The following is an 18,815-nucleotide window of genomic DNA, read 5'->3' on the forward strand; positions in this document are numbered from 1 at the left end:
CGGTTGGCCATGGCCGCATAGCTCTACTTCTCAGAACTCTGGTTAATGGGGGGATTACCTTCGGAACGAGCCTGCTTCTCATAGGTGCTGACTGGATAGGTGCTGTACCAACAGCACAGCGCCCCGCCGCGATGGGCGGGGCGCTGCGGCGGTCACGCCGCCTGGGGCTTGCTGCGCGACCAGATCAGGTCGTGCGTGCCGTCCTCGCCTTCGATCAGGCGGGCATAGACCGGAGCCGGGAACGAAGGATCGTCGAGGGTCACGGACTTGTATTCCCGCCCGGCCTCGCTGGTCTTGTTCCATGCCGCGCCGATGTCGTGGCCTGCGGCCTGGAGGCGGAAGTCGGGGGCGTTCTCGCTGCTGCCCTTGTCGTTGGGAACCAGCTTGACCTTGACGTTGAGCGTCAGGGTGCGCAGCGTGCCGGTGAAGCCGTCTTTGTCGGTGGTGAAGGTGCCGATGTTGGCCATGATGATTTCTCCTTTCGGTTGAACAAGGTTCGCGCCCATCGCGTCCTTGTTGTGATCCGGCCGGCGGGGGACGGGCTGGCTGCACCGCTTGCGGTCGAAACGCAGTGGAGAACCGGAAGGTGAAAAGAATTTGCTGCGCGAGGAAGCCGCGCAGCGGCGGGGAAATTGTTTTCGCCGGACGGTTGCAGCCATGAAGCCCGAGGCGCAGCCGCGCCCCCGCCAGGATTCACAACGAGACAAGGACGCCTTGGGCCGAACCGCTCCGAAAGGAGATAGGGCCGGCTCGCCCCCCCCCGCCCGAAGGCATCTCCGGCACGCCCCCTGACGCGGGCCAGGTCAACCACCCAACGACAAGCGAGAACGCCCTTGCCGCACCTTGCGGCGCAGGTCTTGAGGCGTGGCGTGGAAGCTCCATAGCGATGCCGGGCGGGTTGTCCGTGAACCGTCCTTCGTGACGTGATGGGCAGGAACCGCCAGCGTTGAGGACGGCACGCATCCGCACAACCTGCCGCAGCAAGCGCCAGCGTGTTTGCCAGCGTTGCGACCATCGCGGCGGGGCGCTGGCCAGGCCGATCCAGCGCAGCCGGTTCGGCCGCATCGAAGATGCACCAAGCATCGCGCGGCGGGGATAGCCTGCAAGGCTTTCCCCTGGAGGCAAGCGCAGCGCCGCAGGCGCGCAGGCGTGAGGGATTGAAGCCGAATGGCCGTGACGGCAAAGACGGCACGGGACGCAGCCCGAAAGCCCGGCGGCGCATAAGTGCCGCCACGCCCTGTTCTCGCCTCACGAACTGGCTCGAACGCTCTACAGGATGAAGCTGCCTTGGTCGGCGTAACCGTGCGGCTCAATCACCACCGCGGCCACTCGCGCCTGCACAGCACGCTTGCACGAGAATTCCTCTCCGCCATCCTGTATCCAAGCGCCGAGCCGACGTTCCAGCCAGCCGTGCGCGCACGCCGCGCCGTCATCCAGGCCGTCGTTGAAGTCGGCTTCGACCTGCTCATTGCGCGGGTCAAGCAGTACGTGGATCGCCAACTCGTCGCCGCTAATCGCGGCGACAGCCGCAGTTGCCGGCAGGCCGTCGAAGGTGAAGCGGTACAACCCGCGCACGCCGCCTCCGTTCGTCGGGTCGGCGCCGGCCCACCAGTCCTCGCCCGGGGACAACCCGAACAGGCGCTGTTCCAAGCCGGCGTTGATCGCCGCGACCATCAGGTTGCGCCATGCGTTCCAGCGCACGCCGCGCTGCTTGCGCAGCGGATAGGTCTTGAACGGCGAGTAGGAACGGTCCAGCTCTGGTAGCAAATGCAGGTCATCTGGTGCGTTGTAGCCCAACTGCCGCAACCGCTGGATCGCGCGTGCATTGCTCGGTTTGCTAGCCTCGGCAGTGGCGCGACCGCCGAGTGCGGCGCGCAGCGCCGCATGGGTTCTGAACCCGAGCGCGGCGGCTACGACCTCGCTCATATGCGCGGAACGGACGCCGCTCACGCGGCGCTCCGCCCGCTGTTTGAGATTGCGGACGGCGGCCTCGGAAACAAAATAGGTAGATGCAGACATGCCAAATTCCTCTGTACATGGCCGATGTCTGCCGATTACGCATCGACCGAAGGAATGGGCACGGTCAACGTAACGAATGAAGCGGTATAGAACGTCGTTTAACCCGGCAGCAGGTTCAGCTAGACGCGGCTGTACGCTCATCATAGCGACCGACTGCCGTGAAGCAAGTGCGCGGGAGGAATCCCGCGCCGCCCTGTCCCCGCCTGGCTGAAGGCGGCGACGGGGCGATTTTGTTTTGGACGTTGGAACCGGGCGCGGCCACCGCCGCGCCCGGATTTTGGAACAGCCCCCGGCTCAATGTGCCGGGGGCTGCCGCTGCTATTCCTTCGTCTCGATGAGCCACCACACGGCACGCGGCAAGGCGCGGCCCGTGATGGGATGAATGTCGGTGAGGTCGGCGCAGGCCATCCAGCCCGAGGGCGGGCGATAGCCGCGCACGTCGCCTTCACCATGCCAGCGGCGAGCGCGTACCGTGCCGGGGGCATAGGTCGCCGCCATGCGCGGGCGGCTGTTTGTGGTGCGGGTCATGTGGCTTCTCCTTCCAGCGAAGCGCCCCGGTCGAGGCCGGGGCGCTTGCCTTCGGTGCGGGTCAAGCGGCCAGCGCCTCGGCGGGTTCATCCGCCATTGCTTCGGCATCCTCCGGCGCGTCCTGCTCCGGGCCTTCTTCCTGCGCGGCCTCCTGCGGGTCTGCGGCCTTGAAGATGGCGGGCATCCAGCCCGTGCCATCGGCCAGCCGTTCCGCTTCGCTGGCAATGTCGGCCTTCTTGAGCTTCGCCAGCCGGTTGACCTGCTCGGGCGCGTACTCGCCCACGGCATCCAGAATCGCGGCCTTGGAAACGTGCTTGAAGTAGCCTTCTGCGGTCGGCTTCCACCATGCGGCCATGTCGAGGCCCACGGCCTGCGCTAGTTCCTCGCCGCGCTGGTGCGTCGTGGCGCGAGGCGTCACCACGTCTACCGTCGCGGCCACGCAAACCGCCAGCAGGCGCACCAGTTCGTCTTGCGAATTCACCAGCAGCGCGGCGAACAGTTCGGCGCTGTCCTCCGGCAAGGCTTCACCGGCCACCTGTTGCAGTTCGCGCAGCGCCACGGCGGCGGGCGATTCCGGCCAGTCCGGGGTCATGCCTTCCAGCCGGTCTTGCGCCGTAAGGCGCACGCCCAGCGGCAGGCCATCGCCGTAGGCGTCGGGCTGCAAGACGGTCTGCACCATGCCATGCACCAGCGCGGCCAGCGCGACGTGCGGATGCCGTGCGACTTCGATTTGCAGCGCGGCGGTGCGGTGGGCGCTCAACCGCTGCGCCAGCCGGTCGGACAGGCTCGCGGCCTTGGGCGCGTCGTCGTCCTCGCGCTCGTCGTTGGCGGCTTCGCCTTCGGTGCCGCCGAAACCGCGCCGCAGCTTGTCGAGCGTGCGCAGCGCCTTGGCCTCGGCCTCGCGCAGCAGGCCGCGATGAATGGCGGCCTCGCCGTTGCGGTCGATGGTGACGATGGCACCGGCCACGTCGCGCACCTCGGGCGCATAGCCTTGCAAGGCGTCCTCCGCGTCTTGCAGTTCCCCGATCACCTGATCGCGCCGCTGTTCCAGCTTCTCGGCCTTGGCCTCGTCCTCGGCGTCGCAGGCATCTTCCAGTTCGGCGTCGATCTTTTCGAGGCGGGTTTCCAGCGACGCGATGCGGCGGGCCTCGCGGGTCGTCGGCTCGCGGCGATGGCGCGGGGCGTTCTGGAACGCCTGCCGTTCCTCGTAGGCAAGATGCGGCACGGCCTCCACCCATGCCCAGCCCTCGGCGCGCACGTCTTCTGCCAGCGTTTCCAGCTTGTCGCGCACCAGCGCTTCCAGCACTCCGGTATCGGTGAGGTAGGTTCCGGCATCGCCTTCGGCGAACAGGTCGCGGCGGATGCCGCCGCCTGCCTGCCGGTAGGTGTCCAGCCCGACGAAGCGCACCAGCGCATGCGCGGCGTCGATTTCGCGCTCGGTCAGGCGCTCGCGCAGCTTGGACGGGCTGCGCTGCCATTCCGGCGCACCATAGAACGCGGCTTCCTGCGCGGCGTGGTCGTCGGTGATGGTCAAGGCCATCAACTGTTCCAGCGTCACGCCACCGGCCCGGTAGTCGGCCATCAGGCGCGGCGAGACGTTCGCCAGCTTCAAGCGGCGCTGCACCACCAGCGGGGACACGCCGAAGTCGGCGGCAATGTCCTCGATGGGTCGGCCTTCCTTGACCAGCGCGGCGAAGGCCGCGAACTGGTCGGCGGGGTGCATGTTCTCGCGCTGCACGTTCTCCGCGAGGCTGACGGTACGGGCCGAAGCATCGGGCACCAGCAGGCACGGCACTTCGTAGTCGGCGGGGATGCGCTTCTTCTTTGCCAGCAGCTTCAAGGCGGTCAGGCGGCGGTCGCCTGCGACGACTTCGTATTGCTCGCCATCGGCGGCGAGGATGACGATCAGGTTTTGCAGCAAGCCGATGCGGGCAATGCTCGCGGCCAGTTCGGGGATGGACTGGCGCGGGGTCGTGCGGACGTTGCGCTTGGAGCGGCGCGGCAGCAACTGCGAGAGGGGAACCAAGATCAGGTTCTTGGTCGGGTCGGCCACTTCCAGCGGTGCGGCGGCTTCGATGGCGACGGCTTCGGTTTTGAGTATGGCGTTCATGGTGATTTCTCCTAGCGGTTGGGATGCAGCAGCGAGAAAAGCGGCAAGGGCTGCTGCCTGCCCCTGCCGCGTGGGGATTCAGGCTTTCAACTGGCGCAGGCCATCGGCCAGCAGCCACAGGGCGCGGTTCAGGCGCACGCTTTGGTCAATGCCCTGCACGGGCCGGGTGGTCTGGCGGCGGCCATTCGCGGCGCGGGCGGACAGGCCGCCTTTGGTCAAGTTCTCCTGCGTGCGGTTGAACACGCTCCACAGGTCGCGGCGGTCGTCGTCATGGCGGCGCGGCATCAGGATTTGCGATTCCGTGATGGGCGCGGGCCTGTCCTCGTCGTACTTCAACGCCAGCGCAGCGCGGGCGAACACTTCCGATTCCCCGGCGTCGAGCGTGATGGCGCGCATGGCATCGCGGGATTCCTGCGCCCGGTCGAAACCGTGCAGGACTTCGTAAGCGCCTTCGATGACGTGCCCGGCTACGTCGCCCTTGTGGGGCACGCGCACGTCCGCCACGGTGTCGCCGCAGACAAGGCCATTGCTGCAGACGAAACGAAACATTCCGGCCAGCATCTGATAGCTGCTGGTGCCGTCATGGGAGTTCAGCAGGATGATTTCGTTGGCCTCGCGGCCGTTGATCTGGCTGGCGTGGCGCAGCCGGATCATGTGCTTGGTGTAGTCGCGACGGTCGTCGTGGCGCACGCGGGTTTGCGTCACCATGAAAGGCTCGAAGCCTTCCCCGCGCAGTTCTTGCAGTACGGTCGCGGTGGGGATGTAGCTGTACCGCTCGGAGCGGCTTTCGTGCGGTGCCTCCGCAAAGATGGACGGGGCCACGGCCCGGATTTGGTCGTCGGACAAGGGACGTTCCGAACGCAGCACCGGTGAACGGGAAGCGAAGCGGGATGCGAGTTGCATGGCATTTCTCCTGACAAAGAAAAAAGGGGTTGCTGTTCACCGCACACCGGATTCCTAGATTCGGAAGCCCAGCCTTTCGGCTGTTCGGTGCGGTCGGCACGAGGAACCCGGTTGGCCCTGTTGCCACCGTCTTTCCTGAGTTCATCGCCCGCGACGGTCAGGAGCGCGCGAACGGGTGCCGTCAAGGAGGCAAGCGCAGGGTTGGTGCGGCCCGCAGCGCAGCGAGGACACGGCCCTGCGCGCCTTGACGGCACACGGGCGCGGGCTACAGTCGCGGTGAAGGTGATGAGGTCAGGGGAGACGGCTGGACAAGGCAACGGCCATCCCACACGCCGACCGCACGGCAAGCGAAGCGCGCAGGCCCGAAGCTGGAAGCCGGGCCGGAGGCGTCAGCCGAGCGGAGCGAGGGGACGATGGAAGCCCGTCAGGGGCGAGACGCCGCAGGCGGCTCGATGCGCCACGCGCACGACAGCGCGACCGGCCATGTTTCTTGGCCGGGGACGCCCGGACTTCTAGGCCATCGGCCTCAGATCGCGTCAGAAGGTCACTTGCGCCACCAGCAGGGTGAACATATGATTCATATATGTTTCATATAAACCAAAGCTCATGGGCATAGTGAACATCGACGACGATCTGCACGATCAACTGCGCAAAGCAAGCGCCGTGTCGTGTCGGTCGATCAACGCGCAGGCGGCCTTCTGGATCAAGATCGGCATACTGTGCGAAATGAATCCGACGCAGAGCTTCAACGAGATCGTTGCTCGTGAACTGCGGGCCGCAGGCGTTGTGGCACAACCTGTCAAGATGGGATCGGCATGACCAAGCGACCGGAAGAAATCGCGCTTCTGGCAGATTCGGGCCAGTTGTTGGCGCAGGTGTTCGGCCATCTCGATCGGTTGGATCTGATCGGCATGTCCACCATGCAGATCAACGATCTGGTAGATGGCCTCATCGTCCATGAACTCAATGCACGTCCAGCCAGCAAAGGCCAGTACGGCTACGCCTATGCGCTCAACGCCTCCCGCAACAACGTGGTCTGCCACGGTGTGCCTTCCGCTGCGGACATCCTGCAAGATGGGGACATCGTGAACTTCGACATCACGCTGGAGAAGAATGGCTACATCGCCGATTCCAGCAAGACCTATCTGGTGGGCGAGGTGGCGCTACCGGCCAGGCGGCTCGTGCAGACGGCCTATGAGGCGATGTGGAAAGGCATTCAAGCCGTCCGCCCAGGTGCCACGCTCGGTGACGTGGGGCATGCCATCGAGCGGCACGCCCGCAGGAATGGATATTCGGTGGTCAGAGAGTATTGCGGCCACGGCATCGGCCGTGAAATGCACGAGGAGCCCCAGGTGCTGCACTGGGGCAAGCCACGAACCGGCTTGGTATTGCGCGAAGGCATGGTGTTCACCATAGAGCCTATGGTGAATCAAGGCCGGCGGGCCGTTCGGACGGAAGACGATGGCTGGACGGTCGTCACGTGCGACGGGCAACTGTCCGCTCAGTTTGAGCACACTGTGGCCGTCACCGCGAGCGGTATGCGAGTCTTGACCTTGCGCTCTGGCGAGAAGAAGCCGCATTGAGCTAAGCTAGTGGATAGGAGCGCCTTGCGGCGCTCCAAGGGCCAGGTCAGACAGCGATCCGCCCGGCCAGCCGCGCATCGCGCGCATAGGCGCTCAACCGCTTCTCGGCGCGGAACGACAGGTCACGCTCGATCGCAGGCCCAGCCAGCCGCGCACCGTCGCCAGCTCGCCCAGGCTGACCCAGCCGATTTCCGGCTCTCCCAGGCCCGGGTCGCAAAGACCGAAGGCGCGGTCGTGGTCGTCGGGATCAATCTCGGTCAGCAGCCAGGTCGCGCCGGCGTCCGGCGTGAACAGCTTGACCACGGGCGCCGGATCGAAGTCCGCGTTCTCCAAGGATGCGCGGCCGTTGGCCAGCAGCACGATGCGCTGCTCGTCAGTGATGAGTGCGTTGTTCATGGTGAACTCCTGAAAGGATGCCGGGCGGAATTGCCCGACCCTTCCGGGGCACGGCGCAGCGCAAGCAGTCAGGGGTCAACGACGGCCGCCAGGCCGCAAGCGCCATCGGCGCGCAGCCCTTGACGGCGAGCACGCCGTGGCACGATGAAGGGAACAGCAAGACCGCCTCCCTCACACCTCCGCGCACCCCAGTTTTTGACAAGTGCGCAGCACGCGCAGGCCCGCGAGGGCCGGAGTCGCGCCACCAGGCGCAGCAAAAAGGGGGCCGAAGCCCCCTCGGTCAGATCAGGCCGCGTTCGGCGAAGGACATGGTGCTGCCGCCCGCCACGACGATGTGATCCAGCGTGCGGACATCCACCAACGCCAGCGCCTCCTTGAGTCGCTGGGTCAACACCTTGTCGGCGCCGCTCGGCTCGGGATTTCCGCTCGGGTGGTTGTGCGAAACGATGACCGCCGCCGCATTGAGCCGCAGCGCCTCCTTGACCAACTCGCGCGGATACACCGATGCGCTGTCGATGGTGCCGCGGAACATCTCCGCGTACTCGATCAGGCGATGCTGCGTATCGAGGAACAGCACCGCGAACACTTCGTGCTCGAAGCCAGCCAGCTTGGCGCGCAGGTACTCCTTGACTGCCGCCGGCGAACTGAACGAGGTACCGCGCTGCATCTTGTGCTCGATGGCCTGGCGCGCGGCCTCCAGAATCTGGTCTGCCGTCGCCAGCAGGTAGCGGCCTTGTGCATCGCGCACCATCAGCGAGGCATCGAACGAGGAAAAGGACAGTTGCGACATGATCGCGCTCCGGTTGCTCGGGCGGAATTGCCCGGAACCGTGGCCAGCACGGCGCAGCGCAAGCAGTCAGGGGTCGCAGACGGCCGCCAGGACGCAAGCGCGCACAAGCGCGCGCCGCCCTTGACGGCGAGAACGCCGTGATACGGTGAAGGGAACAGCAAGACCGCCCCACTCCCTCGCACCCCGGCCCTTGGCAAGCGGAGCGCGCAGGCCCGCCAGGGCGGAGGCGCCAAGGATCAAAGCCGGATGGCCGCGACTCGGCACGAGGCGTGGGGACAGCCCGCGAACCCGACGGCGAAACGCCAGAACGCGCGACAGGGGCTTAGTCGAGCCCCGGCAGGAGGCCATTCTTCACTGCGCAGTAAAAATTGCCATTTGGCCGAATATTCGGTAAGGTACCCATATTTACTGAACAGCAAACGAGCCACCACTGCCCGCATGTTTGAGTCCAGCCTGACCGAACAACAGTTGATTGCGCGCTTCCTTGACGCCCTGCGGGAGCTTCCGGAGGTGGAGGCCGACTTCGACCATTGGGAACCCGTCGGCACGCACGATGACCGTGGGTACGATGCTCAGGTCGATCTGCACGTCGCCGGCAAGTCCTTCGTCCTACTGCTTGAAGCCAAGAAGGCCGTCTTTCCCCGAGATGTGCGCCAGGTGATCTGGCAGCTTCGGGCGGCGAGCCACGAGAGGCCTGCTGGGCACGGGGAAAAGCCTTTGTCGTTCCTCGTCGCCGAATCCATCTCCCCAGGCGCGAAGGAACTACTCCGAAGTGAGCGCGTCGGCTACTACGACAGCGGCGGTAGCCTGTACTTGCCTGCGCCAGGTGCATACCTCTATATCGACAAACCGCCACCCAAGGCCCTGGCGAAGTCGGTGCGCACGCTGTTTACCGGACGGCGCGCCCAAGTGCTTCACGCCCTGTTGGTCCAGCATCAAAGCTGGTTCGGCGTCACCGAGTTGGCACAGCAAGCCATGGTGTCGCCCGCCACCGCCTCGCAAGTGCTGACCGAGTTGGAACGCTTTGACTGGCTGGAAGCGCGTGGGCAGGGTCCGAGCAAGGAGCGCTACCTACGGGAGCCGGCAGCCTTGCTGGACGCATGGGCCAAGGAACTTGCAACTATCCGTCAGCCGACCCTGCGCCGGTACTACGTGCCAGGCGCGAAGGCCGATACGCTGATGGCGCAAATCGGCCAAGTCTTCGACGCGCACGACGTCCAGTACGCAGTCAGCCACGAGGCCGCCGCGCAGCGCTATGCACCATTCCTTTCCAGCGTCTCCCAGGTTCGTATGCGGGTGCTAATCGGTGCGAGCGCCGATGCCTCGATCGGCGACCTCGATGCGCGCGTCGTCAACGAAGGCGCCAACTTGGCCGTCATCGAGGCCAAGTCGCCGGGAGAACTGCTGTTTCGCGAGAAGGTCGATGGCCTGTGGCTGGCGAGCCCCATTCAAATCTATCTCGACCTGTTGCGCGGCGAAGGCCGCTCCAAGGAAATGGCCGGACACTTCCGCAAGGAAAGGATCGGCTTCTGATGGCCAAGCCTGCAACGTTCGACGGCTACAGCGACCAATACACGGCGGACTGCGAGCGTGTCCTTGTAACGCTGCTGCGCGGTCTCGGGCCGTGGAAGGATTCGGTCTACCTGGTCGGCGGGCTCACGCCGCGGTATCTCGTCGCCGCGCGACCGCCTGTGGTGCCGGCGCACGCAGGCACGCTGGACGTTGACATCGTAATCGACCTGCAGATCCTGGCCGACACCGAGGCGTATCACACGCTGGAGGACAACCTCAAAAAGATGGGCTTCGAACGCGCCGAAAACGACGTGGGGAAGAAGCTCTCGTGGCGTTGGCAGACCCGCACCGAACATGGCGCGCTGATGGTGCTGGAACTGCTCGCGGACGCGCCGGACATCGCCGGCGGCAAGGTGCAACCGCTGCCGACCGAAGGCACGATCTCAGCCTTGAACATACCGCATTCGTCCATCGTCTTCGACCTGCACCAGATCACCGAAATCCAGGCCGAGTTGCTGGGTGGCAACGGCGTCGCTACCGAGAAGATCAAGCATGCCAGCCTTGTCAGCTTCACCTGCTTGAAGTCCTTCGCGTTCGACCAGCGTTTCGAGCGCAAGGATGCGCACGATCTGATTTATTGCATCGAGCACGCACCCGAAGGCATGGACGCTGTAGCCGAAGCCTTCCATAACGAGCGAAGTGGCAAACATGGCGCCGTCATCGAGGCTGCGCTGACGATCCTGCGCAGCCGTTTCACGAGCGACGATAAGACCGAGGGCTATCGCAAGGATGGCCCGGTGTCGGTTGCCAAATTCGAGCTGGGCGAAGGCGATGAATCTGAGCAGCGCGAAGCGCGGGCGTTGCGGCAGCGGCAGGCCAGCGACGTAATCGAACAACTCCTTGCGCGGATCGAATAAGGGGTGCACATGGCGATCAAAGCAATCTTCGTAGGCATCAACAAGCACCTCGATAGCTCCATACCCGAATTGAGCGGAGCGCGCCGTGACGCCACTGCGTTGTGGGCATTGTTCACCGACACGGTCGAAGGTCTGAGTGCCCGTCTACTGGTGGACGAAGCCGCGACACACGCGGAAGTTTCGGATTCCATGCTCGGCACCTTGGCCGCCGCGAGCGCGGATGACGTGGTGGTCATCGCGTTCGCTGGGCATGGTTCTCCAGACGGCAATCTGGTGTTGTTCGACACGGACGCCAGCGACCTCGCAGGAACAGCCTTGTCGATGGCTGGCTTGGCGGATACCTTCAAGACGACGAAGGCCCGCGCGGTCCTGTGCATTCTCGATTGCTGTTTCAGCGGCCAGGCGCCCGCGCGCGTGCTGGAGACAGCAGCGCGTCCACGCAATGCATTCGCGCTCACCGGCATCTACGGAGAGGGGCGCATCCTCCTAGCCGCCTGCGCAACCAACGAATCAGCATGGGAACAACCGGGCACCGGGCACGGGCTGCTCACCCACGCCGTGATCGAGGCCTTGACTGGCGCAGCAGGCGAATCAGTCAGCTTTCCTGAGATCGCAGGAGAGATCATCCGGCTCGCGCGCGTCGAAGCGGAGCGCATCAGCGTCACGCAAACGCCCGTGTTCCTGGGCAGCGTGCGGGGTGGACTGACGTTCCCGACGCTCAAGCGCGGCGACAACTACGCCGCGGCCTTCCCCGCAAGAGCCGTGCAGCAGATGTCGGGACCGTTCGCGGAGTTTTCTGCCCACGGCTTCCCTCCAGAGATTGTCGAGAAGTGGGCAGCGGATTTCCCGCAAGGCCTCAACGCGTTGCAACTCAGGGCGGTCAACGAGTTCGGCGTGCTCGGTGGCAACTCTCTCTTGGTCGTCGCGCCCACAAGCTCCGGCAAGACATTGATCGGCGAAGTGGCGGCGATTCAAGCCGTCACCTCCGGCAAGAAGGCGGCGTTCCTATTACCCTACCGCGCACTGGTCAACGAAAAGTTCGAGGAGTTCACCGAGCGTTATGCGGCCGCCGGTTTGCGTGTGGCCCGTTGCAGCGGAGACGCTACCGATGGCATCGGACCCGTCCTGGCCGGACGCTACGACTTGGGATTCTTCACCTACGAAACCTTCCTCAACCTCGCACTCGGCTCCCCTCGCCTTCTGAATCAACTCGGTCTCGTCGTGCTGGACGAAGGGCAGTTCATCACCGACCCGCAGCGCGGCATCACGGTTGAACTGATCTTCTCGCTGCTCTTGCGGGCGCGCCAACGAGGCATCGAGCCACAGCTCGTAATCCTCTCGGCGGTCATCGGCAATCTGAACAGCTTTGACCGCTGGCTCGGCGTTCCTCTCCTACTGTCGCGCGAGCGGCCTGTGCCGCTGGTCGAAGGCGTGCTCGACCGGCGCGGTACATTCCAGCACATCGATACCGATGGGAGCACGAAGACCGAGGCCTTGCTGCCTTCACACCGCATCGTGCAACGCCGGGACAAGCCCAGTTCCCAGGACGTGATCGTGCCTCTGGCACAACAACTGGTGGGACAGGGCGAGAAGCTGTTGATCTTCCGTAACATGCGCGGTCCGGCCCAAGGTTGCGCGAAGTACCTTGCCAAGGAACTGGGTCTGCCACCGGCTACCGCCATCCTCGACGTTCTGCCGACCCAGGACCTGACCGGCGCCTCACAGGACTTGCGGGAATGCCTAGCCGGCGGCACCGCTTTTCACAACACCAACTTGCTGCGCGCAGAGCGCGAGGCGGTCGAGAAGGGGTATCGCAGCGCCACGGGTGGTATTCACGCACTTGTCGCCACGACGACCTTGGCGGCCGGCATCAACACCCCGGCATCGACGGTCGTGCTCGCCGAGAACGAATTCGTCGGTGAAGATGGCCGACAGTTCACCGTGGCCGAGTACAAGAACATGGCGGGTCGTGCCGGCCGGCTGGGCTTCAACGAGACTGGCAAGGCAATCATCTTGGCGAATACGCCGATGGAACGTGCGCAGCTTTTTCAGCGCTACGTGCTCGGCGTACCCGAGGACGTGAAGTCCTCCTTCCAGCAGCGCGACCTGCCGACATGGGCATTGCGCCTGCTTAGTCAAGTGCGCGGCGTTCGCGCCGATGAGATCCCGGGGTTGCTGGTCAATACGTTCGGAGGATATTCGGCGTCGCGTGCGAATCCGCAATGGGTCGCGATGGTGGAGCGAGACGTGACCACGCTGGTCGATCGCCTCCTGCAGGCGGGACTAGCCGAGCGCGAAGGCAATCTCATTCACTTGACGCTGCTTGGCCGTGCCTGCGGTTCTTCGTCCTTGTCATTCGAGTCGAGCTTGCGCCTAGTCGAGTTGATGGGACGCCTGAATGTGGCGCAGACGCCGCCCAGTCACATCTTGGCAATGGTGCAGGTGTTGGATGAACTGGACGCCATCTACACGCCGGTCATGAAGAAAGGCCAGTCAGAGAGTGTGCGCGCTGGCGAGGTAGCGCAGCGCTTCGGGCATCAAATGCCTCAAATGCTGCAACGGTATTGCCGCGACCAGATCGAGTTCTGGGCTCGCTGCAAGCGAGCTGCGCTGCTGTATGACTGGATTGAGGGAACGCCCGTTGACGTACTGGAGAAGCACTACTCCACGACCCCATTTGGCGGTGCCATCGGATACGGCAACATCATCGGCATCGCCGATGCGACGCGCTTTCACTTGCGCTCCGCGCATCAGATTCTCGCGGCACTCTTCCCCGATCAGCCCGATTTCCTCAAGAGCTTGGACGAGATTCTTCAGCGGCTCGAATTCGGGTTGCCCTCCACCGCCCTGCTCCTCACGAGAGTCTCGGTGCGGCTGACGCGGGGCCAATGCCTGGCACTGTTGTCCATCGGTGTCCACAACGCGGACGGCCTGGAGAACCTGGACGATGATCGGCTGCGCCGCTGCGTCGGAGCAGGCACGGCCGCACTATTGCGCTCTCAGAGTAACGTGCTGGCGATGCTGGATGAACAGGGAGGAGACGAGTGATTCTGACCGATAACGAAACCAAAGTCGATCTGCTGAACAACGAGGCGATTGCCAGCACGATCATCGAGCTGCTTCGTGCTAAGCCCGACCATCCAGTGACGATCGGCGTGCACGGCGACTGGGGTGCGGGTAAGTCCAGCGTGCTCGAGATGATCGAGGCCGGCTTCGCTGACCAGGACGATGTCCTGTGCCTCAAGTTCAATGGATGGCGCTTCCAGGGCTTCGAGGATGCGAAGATCGCCTTGATCGAGGGGATCGTTACGGGCTTGGTCGAGAAACGTCCAGCCCTAAAGAAGGCGGCAGTAGCCGTCAAGGATGTCTTCCGTCGCATCGATTGGCTGAAGGTCGCCAAGCGGGCCGGTGGCTTGGCGCTAACCGCATTTACAGGCATTCCGACGCCCGAACAAATCGGAGCCATCGTCGGCTCGCTCGAAGCGTTGATGGCAGACCCTTCCAAGCTCGTCACTAAAGAAAACCTCTCGACAGCCATCGACGAGGTGAAGGCCGTGTTGAAGCCGGGTGAGTCCAAGAATGTGCCGGAGGAAGTGGAGGCTTTCCGAAAGGCGTTCGACCAGCTTTTGAAAGATGCAGGTATCAAACAGCTCGTTGTCCTGATTGACGACCTCGATCGCTGCCTGCCCGACACAGCCATTGAAACCCTCGAAGCGATCCGGCTGTTCGTGTTCACTGCACAGACGGCATTCGTCGTCGCAGCCGACGAGGCGATGATCGAATACGCGGTGCGCAAGCACTTTCCCGATCTACCCGACAGCACCGGACCGAGAGACTACGCCCGCAACTACCTCGAAAAGCTCATCCAGGTTCCGTTCCGCATTCCGGCCTTGGGAGAGACCGAGACGCGAATCTACGTGACGTTGTTGCTGGCTGGCGCCGAGGTCGGCGAGAACAACGCGGACTATGAAAAGCTGATCGCCGTGGCACGGGAGAATCTGAAACGGCCTTGGACCAGCGGTGGTCTGGATGCCGCGACGGTCAAGACAGCGCTCGGCAAGCAGGCCGAGAAGGCGAACAATGCACTTGCACTCAGCGACCAGATCGGCCCCATCCTGGCGAGCGGAACCAAGGGCAACCCGCGCCAGATCAAGCGCTTCCTCAACACGCTGTTGTTGCGCGAGCGCACCGCGAACGCGCGCGGTTTTGGCGACGACATCAAACTACCCGTGCTCGCGAAGTTGATGCTCGCGGAACGCTTCATCCCAAGGTTGTTCGAGCAAATTGCGTTCGTTGCGGCAATCCATCCGCAAGGCCTGTGCGAAGACCTTGAAGCACTGGAGAAAAGCCTTGCGATAGCTAACGATAAAGATGGTGAGCCCAAGGGGCAGAAAGCCGCCGAGCCCGCCCCTGCATCCGACAACGCCGTGTTGACTGAGTGGAAGGCGTCGGAGACGGTACGCGACTGGTCGCGCCTCTCGCCGAAGCTGTCTGGACTCGATCTGCGCCCCTACCTGTTCGTGACAAAAGACAAGAAGGATTACTTCGGCCCGGTGTCGGTGTTGGGTCACTTGGCTGGCGTGGTCGAGAAGCTGTTCGGCGGCAAGATGACCGTCCAAGGCTACGAAGCCGAATTGAAGCAACTCGTGCAACCCGAAGCCGAGAAGGTGTTCGAGGCTGTGCGCAGCAAGATCATGGGCACGGGCGCTTTCGACACCAGACCGGCAGGTGTCAATGGTCTCGCCGTCCTTGTGAGGGCGCAGCCCGGCCTCCAGAGCCGGTTGATGGACTTCCTGGAGGCACTGCCAAGTGGCAAGTGCGGGCCTTGGGTCGTCAGCGGCTGGCAAGGCGTCATCAAAGACACCGAATGCGCGACTCGCCTGACGAAGCTGCTCGGAGACTGGAGCAAAGTCACCGGCAATCCCGGCCTCAAAGCCAGCGCCGAAGCGGCACTCAAGGATATGAAGGGAGGGCGCTGATGGGAACCTCGACAGCTTACGGTGGCCCAGGCGGCGGGACACCACTCGTCCCGTCATGGCTGGGCGACGCAGGTGGCGGTGGTGCCCCTGCCGCCCCTCCGGGCGATAGTGCAGGCCCTGACGGCCAGCCGCCTGCGGACGGCACCGCGCCACCGGCGCCGCCGAATCGCCCGCCTATTCCCAAGACAGCGGACCCGCAACGCTTCTCTGGCGCGCGCAACAGCTTCACTCGATTTGCCGGCTCCGGCGGCAGCGATCGAGCCAGTCTGGGCCGAGCCGTCTCCAGATACGTCTCAACGTCCGCCGGGGGCTCGCGCCAAGCTGCCCAACGCATGGGTGCATCTCGGGGAGCGGGCGCGCGGCTCCTTGGCTTCTTGGCCGATGCGCAAGCGCGGGGGGTGCGTGAGGCCTTGCGCGCCCTGGATCTGGAATCATTGGCAGGCCGCCCGATCACTGAGATTTTCGTGGGCCTGGCCGACTACGTCTGCCCAGGTGCGGGCACGGTTGATGAAGGCATTGCCCGCGAGGCTTACATCGAAACCATCGTTGAACTGGCGAGCGAAGGACTCACCGATCTGACCACGTTTACCCCCGATCAAATGCAGACGGTATTCGAGCTGTATGCCACCCATGCGATCGAGGCGCGCATCTGCAACGACATCGGAACCAAAGCCGTAACCATGCCAACCGATGCGCAGGCTGCGCATCGCGTCGAGCAACAGTTGCGCGACTTCATCCGAGGCGGAGTGAGCGATGCACTGACGCGAGCACGGGCGGAGACACCCAATCTCACTCCAGAACGGATTCAAGGCTTCGTGGACGCTGTGTACGAGTCCGCATTTGCAATCTTGCAGACCCTCGGCGACGCAGAGGCCAATCAATGAAGCGACAACTCCTGGCGGGCCGCTTTGGCCCAGACGACCGCTTTGATGTGACGGCGGGCGTCGATGAACAGACGACTTACCTGCAACTCGTCGCTGGCGAGAAATCCTTAGACCACGGTATCGGAGGCGCGCTCACGAGTCTGAAGAAGATCGGCGTGTTTCCTTCGGAAATCGGCATCGACCTGATGGTACTGGCCGCCCATGTCCATGCGGCCGATACTCGCATCTCTCGCACTGAACAGTCCCAAGATTCGTGGACGCGCGAGATACGGTTGGTCGTGCCGGTCAGCGACCCGGCTCGCTGGAGCGCAGCAGCGCCTATCCTCAAGAAGTCTCTGGACTTCTTGACGGGCGATCGCTGGACGATCGGCTTCAGGGCACGTCCAGATCGATTCGCGGCAATCGCCCAAGCGGCGCCCCCGAGTTTGATCGCTCCTCCCTTCGATTCCGTCAGTCTGTTCTCGGGTGGACTGGATAGCTTGATCGGAGCCATCGACCTGTTGGAAGACGACGCCACTCCCCTCCTGGTCAGTCACTTCGGTGAAGGTGCAATCAGCGACGCGCAGGGCAAGCTGTTCACTGATTTGAGAAAGCACTACGCAAAGTCCTCTTTTGAGCGGCTGCGTGTAGGCATGACCTTCAAGAAGGGCCTGGTGGCGGATGTTGGTTCCGAGGACAGCACGCGTGGCAGGTCGTTCCTGTTCTTCGCACTCGGCGTGTTTGCGGGCACTGGACTTGGGCACCGTTTCGTCCTGCGCGTCCCCGAGAATGGGCTGATCGCGCTGAATGTGCCTTTGGACCCCCTGCGGTTGGGGTCAAACAGTACCCGCACCACGCACCCGTACTACATGGCAAGGTGGAACGACCTGCTTGTCGCACTCAACATAGATGGAGAGGTTCGAAACCCGTACTGGGACAAGACGAAGGGCGAGATGGCCGCAGCTTGCCGCAACTCAACCCTCTTGAAAGAGTTGGTGACGGATTCGTTGTCGTGCTCATCCCCCGCCAAAGCACGATGGCTCGGACATGGCATTGAGCACTGTGGCTATTGCTTGCCATGTCTGATCCGCCGCGCGGCGTTGATGGCGGCATGGGGTACTGGATACGACCCGACAACGTACACCGTTCCCGATCTTCATGCGCAGCCCTTGGACACGCGCCAAGCGACCGGAGTACAGGTCAGGTCGTTTCAGTACGCGATCGAGCGCTTGAGAGGCAAGCCGCAGCTCGCGAACCTCTTAATCCACAAGCCTGGCTCGCTTGCGGATGAAGCCGCGCACCTAGATCAGCTTGCCGATGTTTACCGGCGTGGCCTCGGCGAAGTCGCACGGCTCATCGACGGTGCCGAGGCGAGACCGAGTTGACGAGGATGCGCGCGTGATCGCCACTGCGGGGCTCGTGGACTTCCACTGCCATCTTGACCTCTACCCGAACCATGCCGCGGCGGTCCAAGACGCGGAGGCATCCGGCGTGTTCACTCTGACGGTGACGACGACACCTCGCGCCTGGCCTCGCAATCACGAACTAGCGCAGCGCACGAAGCATGTTCGCGCGGCACTAGGGCTGCATCCGCAATTGGTCGCGGAACGTGAAAGCGAGATCGAGCTATGGGATCAATACCTTGGGGAGACACGCTATATCGGCGAAGTCGGGTTGGACGCCGGCCCCCGGTACTTCAAGTCGCTCGATGCGCAGAAGCGAGTGTTCCAGCACGTGTTGCAGCGCTGCGCGCAGGCCGGTGACAAAATTATCACAGTCCACAGCATTAGATCGGCCAAGGCGGTACTCGATCTTGTCGAGGCACATCTACCGCCCGAGCGCGGAAAAATCGTTCTCCACTGGTTCACGGGAACAAAGAGCGAGGCGAATCGCGCGTTGGAGTTGGGCTGCTACTTCTCGATCAATGCGGGAATGCTGGGCAACGAGAGGCACGCACCGATGGTGCAGGCTATCCCTCTAGATCGGATGCTGACGGAAACCGATGGCCCCTTCACTCGCACTGGCGATAGACCTTCGCAGCCAAGCGATGTAGCGAGCGTCGTCGAGGAACTGGGGCGGTTGCATAGGCTACCTGCGAGCGACGTGGCCAGTCTCATTCGTGACAACCTACGAGCGATTCTCGTATAGCTGGAGGTGGAACACTCCGAGGAGAAAAACCCAAAGCTATCGGCATATATTTCCAACCCGAAGAGTG

The 18,815-nt window shown here is 63.7% G+C and carries 15 protein-coding genes and 1 pseudogene; 9 read left to right on the top strand and 7 right to left on the bottom strand.

All coding sequences use genetic code 11. The features are described 5' to 3' along the window. Positions 1-152 precede the first annotated feature (152 nt). From ARC78_RS02175 to ARC78_RS02195, 5 genes are all read right to left on the bottom strand, one after another. Entirely contained in the window at positions 153-467 is a 315-nt protein-coding gene (locus ARC78_RS02175) for a DUF736 domain-containing protein (RefSeq protein ID WP_003107092.1), read from the bottom strand. Between the two features lie 802 nt (positions 468-1,269). Further along, a complete protein-coding gene (locus tag ARC78_RS02180; RefSeq protein ID WP_054660124.1) occupies positions 1,270-2,019 on the bottom strand; it encodes a hypothetical protein in 750 nt (249 codons plus the stop codon). 318 nt (positions 2,020-2,337) lie between these two features. Continuing rightward, on the bottom strand, positions 2,338-2,547 hold the full coding sequence (locus ARC78_RS02185; RefSeq protein WP_016448845.1) for a hypothetical protein: 210 nt from the start codon (positions 2,545-2,547) through the stop codon (positions 2,338-2,340). A gap of 61 nt (positions 2,548-2,608) precedes the next feature. After that, positions 2,609-4,657 (bottom strand): ParB/RepB/Spo0J family partition protein, encoded by a 2,049-nt coding sequence (locus ARC78_RS02190; protein ID WP_057505644.1) that lies wholly within the window; start codon positions 4,655-4,657, stop codon positions 2,609-2,611. A gap of 78 nt (positions 4,658-4,735) precedes the next feature. Beyond that, positions 4,736-5,560 (bottom strand): DUF932 domain-containing protein, encoded by an 825-nt coding sequence (locus ARC78_RS02195; protein ID WP_016448847.1) that lies wholly within the window; start codon positions 5,558-5,560, stop codon positions 4,736-4,738. Positions 5,561-6,166: 606 nt separating this feature from the next. Here ARC78_RS02195 and ARC78_RS02200 point away from each other — a divergent pair. Both ARC78_RS02200 and map read left to right on the top strand, forming a co-directional pair. Beyond that, complete coding sequence (locus ARC78_RS02200) at positions 6,167-6,379, top strand: ParD-like family protein (RefSeq protein WP_016448848.1); 213 nt, start codon at positions 6,167-6,169, stop codon at positions 6,377-6,379. Then, positions 6,376-7,143 (top strand): type I methionyl aminopeptidase, encoded by a 768-nt coding sequence (gene map, locus ARC78_RS02205; RefSeq protein ID WP_054657729.1) that lies wholly within the window; start codon positions 6,376-6,378, stop codon positions 7,141-7,143. Before ARC78_RS02200 ends, map begins: the two co-directional genes overlap by 4 nt. Positions 7,144-7,189: 46 nt before the next feature. Here the strand turns inward: map and ARC78_RS02210 are convergent. Both ARC78_RS02210 and radC read right to left on the bottom strand, forming a co-directional pair. Beyond that, positions 7,190-7,539 (bottom strand): annotated as a pseudogene (locus ARC78_RS02210) (DUF2958 domain-containing protein). 280 nt (positions 7,540-7,819) lie between these two features. Next, positions 7,820-8,329 (bottom strand): RadC family protein, encoded by a 510-nt coding sequence (gene radC / locus ARC78_RS02215; RefSeq protein ID WP_016448851.1) that lies wholly within the window; start codon positions 8,327-8,329, stop codon positions 7,820-7,822. Positions 8,330-8,767: 438 nt separating this feature from the next. Between radC and ARC78_RS16905 the strand changes: the two genes are divergently transcribed. Genes ARC78_RS16905 through qatD form a run of 7 tightly spaced genes read left to right on the top strand, consistent with a single transcriptional unit; the run spans position 8,768 to position 18,748 of the window. Beyond that, positions 8,768-9,862, top strand: coding sequence for a hypothetical protein (locus tag ARC78_RS16905; protein WP_016448852.1), 1,095 nt, complete (start codon positions 8,768-8,770; stop codon positions 9,860-9,862). Then, complete coding sequence (locus tag ARC78_RS02225; protein WP_016448853.1) at positions 9,862-10,758, top strand: hypothetical protein; 897 nt, start codon at positions 9,862-9,864, stop codon at positions 10,756-10,758. The genes ARC78_RS16905 and ARC78_RS02225 overlap by 1 nt, the downstream gene beginning before the upstream one ends. Positions 10,759-10,767: 9 nt before the next feature. Then, positions 10,768-13,806, top strand: a complete 3,039-nt coding sequence (locus tag ARC78_RS02230; RefSeq protein WP_054657731.1) for a DEAD/DEAH box helicase — start codon at positions 10,768-10,770, stop codon at positions 13,804-13,806. Continuing rightward, a complete protein-coding gene (gene qatA / locus ARC78_RS02235; RefSeq protein WP_057505645.1) occupies positions 13,803-15,737 on the top strand; it encodes a Qat anti-phage system ATPase QatA in 1,935 nt (644 codons plus the stop codon). Before ARC78_RS02230 ends, qatA begins: the two co-directional genes overlap by 4 nt. After that, the gene (gene qatB, locus ARC78_RS17095) at positions 15,737-16,621 is read left to right on the top strand and encodes a Qat anti-phage system associated protein QatB (protein ID WP_034399569.1); all 885 of its coding nucleotides are present in this window, start codon (positions 15,737-15,739) and stop codon (positions 16,619-16,621) included. Before qatA ends, qatB begins: the two co-directional genes overlap by 1 nt. Further along, positions 16,618-17,985, top strand: a complete 1,368-nt coding sequence (gene qatC, locus ARC78_RS02245; protein ID WP_016448857.1) for a Qat anti-phage system QueC-like protein QatC — start codon at positions 16,618-16,620, stop codon at positions 17,983-17,985. The genes qatB and qatC overlap by 4 nt, the downstream gene beginning before the upstream one ends. 13 nt (positions 17,986-17,998) lie before the next feature. Continuing rightward, on the top strand, positions 17,999-18,748 hold the full coding sequence (qatD, locus tag ARC78_RS02250; RefSeq protein WP_016448858.1) for a Qat anti-phage system TatD family nuclease QatD: 750 nt from the start codon (positions 17,999-18,001) through the stop codon (positions 18,746-18,748). Positions 18,749-18,815: the final 67 nt, after the last annotated feature.

This window comes from Stenotrophomonas pictorum JCM 9942, from assembly GCF_001431585.1.
Lineage (GTDB): Bacteria > Pseudomonadota > Gammaproteobacteria > Xanthomonadales > Xanthomonadaceae > Stenotrophomonas > Stenotrophomonas pictorum.

Excerpts from the sequence above, each read along its gene's own strand:
- qatB (WP_034399569.1), top strand. The coding sequence starts at position 15,737 with ATGGGAACCTCGACAGCTTACGGTGGCCCAGGCGGCGGGACACCACTC.
- ARC78_RS02190 (WP_057505644.1), bottom strand. The coding sequence starts at position 4,657 with ATGAACGCCATACTCAAAACCGAAGCCGTCGCCATCGAAGCCGCCGCA.
- ARC78_RS02195 (WP_016448847.1), bottom strand. The coding sequence starts at position 5,560 with ATGCAACTCGCATCCCGCTTCGCTTCCCGTTCACCGGTGCTGCGTTCG.
- ARC78_RS02175 (WP_003107092.1), bottom strand. The coding sequence starts at position 467 with ATGGCCAACATCGGCACCTTCACCACCGACAAAGACGGCTTCACCGGC.
- ARC78_RS16905 (WP_016448852.1), top strand. The coding sequence starts at position 8,768 with ATGTTTGAGTCCAGCCTGACCGAACAACAGTTGATTGCGCGCTTCCTT.
- ARC78_RS02230 (WP_054657731.1), top strand. The coding sequence starts at position 10,768 with ATGGCGATCAAAGCAATCTTCGTAGGCATCAACAAGCACCTCGATAGC.
- map (WP_054657729.1), top strand. The coding sequence starts at position 6,376 with ATGACCAAGCGACCGGAAGAAATCGCGCTTCTGGCAGATTCGGGCCAG.
- qatC (WP_016448857.1), top strand. The coding sequence starts at position 16,618 with ATGAAGCGACAACTCCTGGCGGGCCGCTTTGGCCCAGACGACCGCTTT.
- ARC78_RS02180 (WP_054660124.1), bottom strand. The coding sequence starts at position 2,019 with ATGTCTGCATCTACCTATTTTGTTTCCGAGGCCGCCGTCCGCAATCTC.
- radC (WP_016448851.1), bottom strand. The coding sequence starts at position 8,329 with ATGTCGCAACTGTCCTTTTCCTCGTTCGATGCCTCGCTGATGGTGCGC.
- ARC78_RS02225 (WP_016448853.1), top strand. The coding sequence starts at position 9,862 with ATGGCCAAGCCTGCAACGTTCGACGGCTACAGCGACCAATACACGGCG.
- ARC78_RS02185 (WP_016448845.1), bottom strand. The coding sequence starts at position 2,547 with ATGACCCGCACCACAAACAGCCGCCCGCGCATGGCGGCGACCTATGCC.
- ARC78_RS02200 (WP_016448848.1), top strand. The coding sequence starts at position 6,167 with ATGGGCATAGTGAACATCGACGACGATCTGCACGATCAACTGCGCAAA.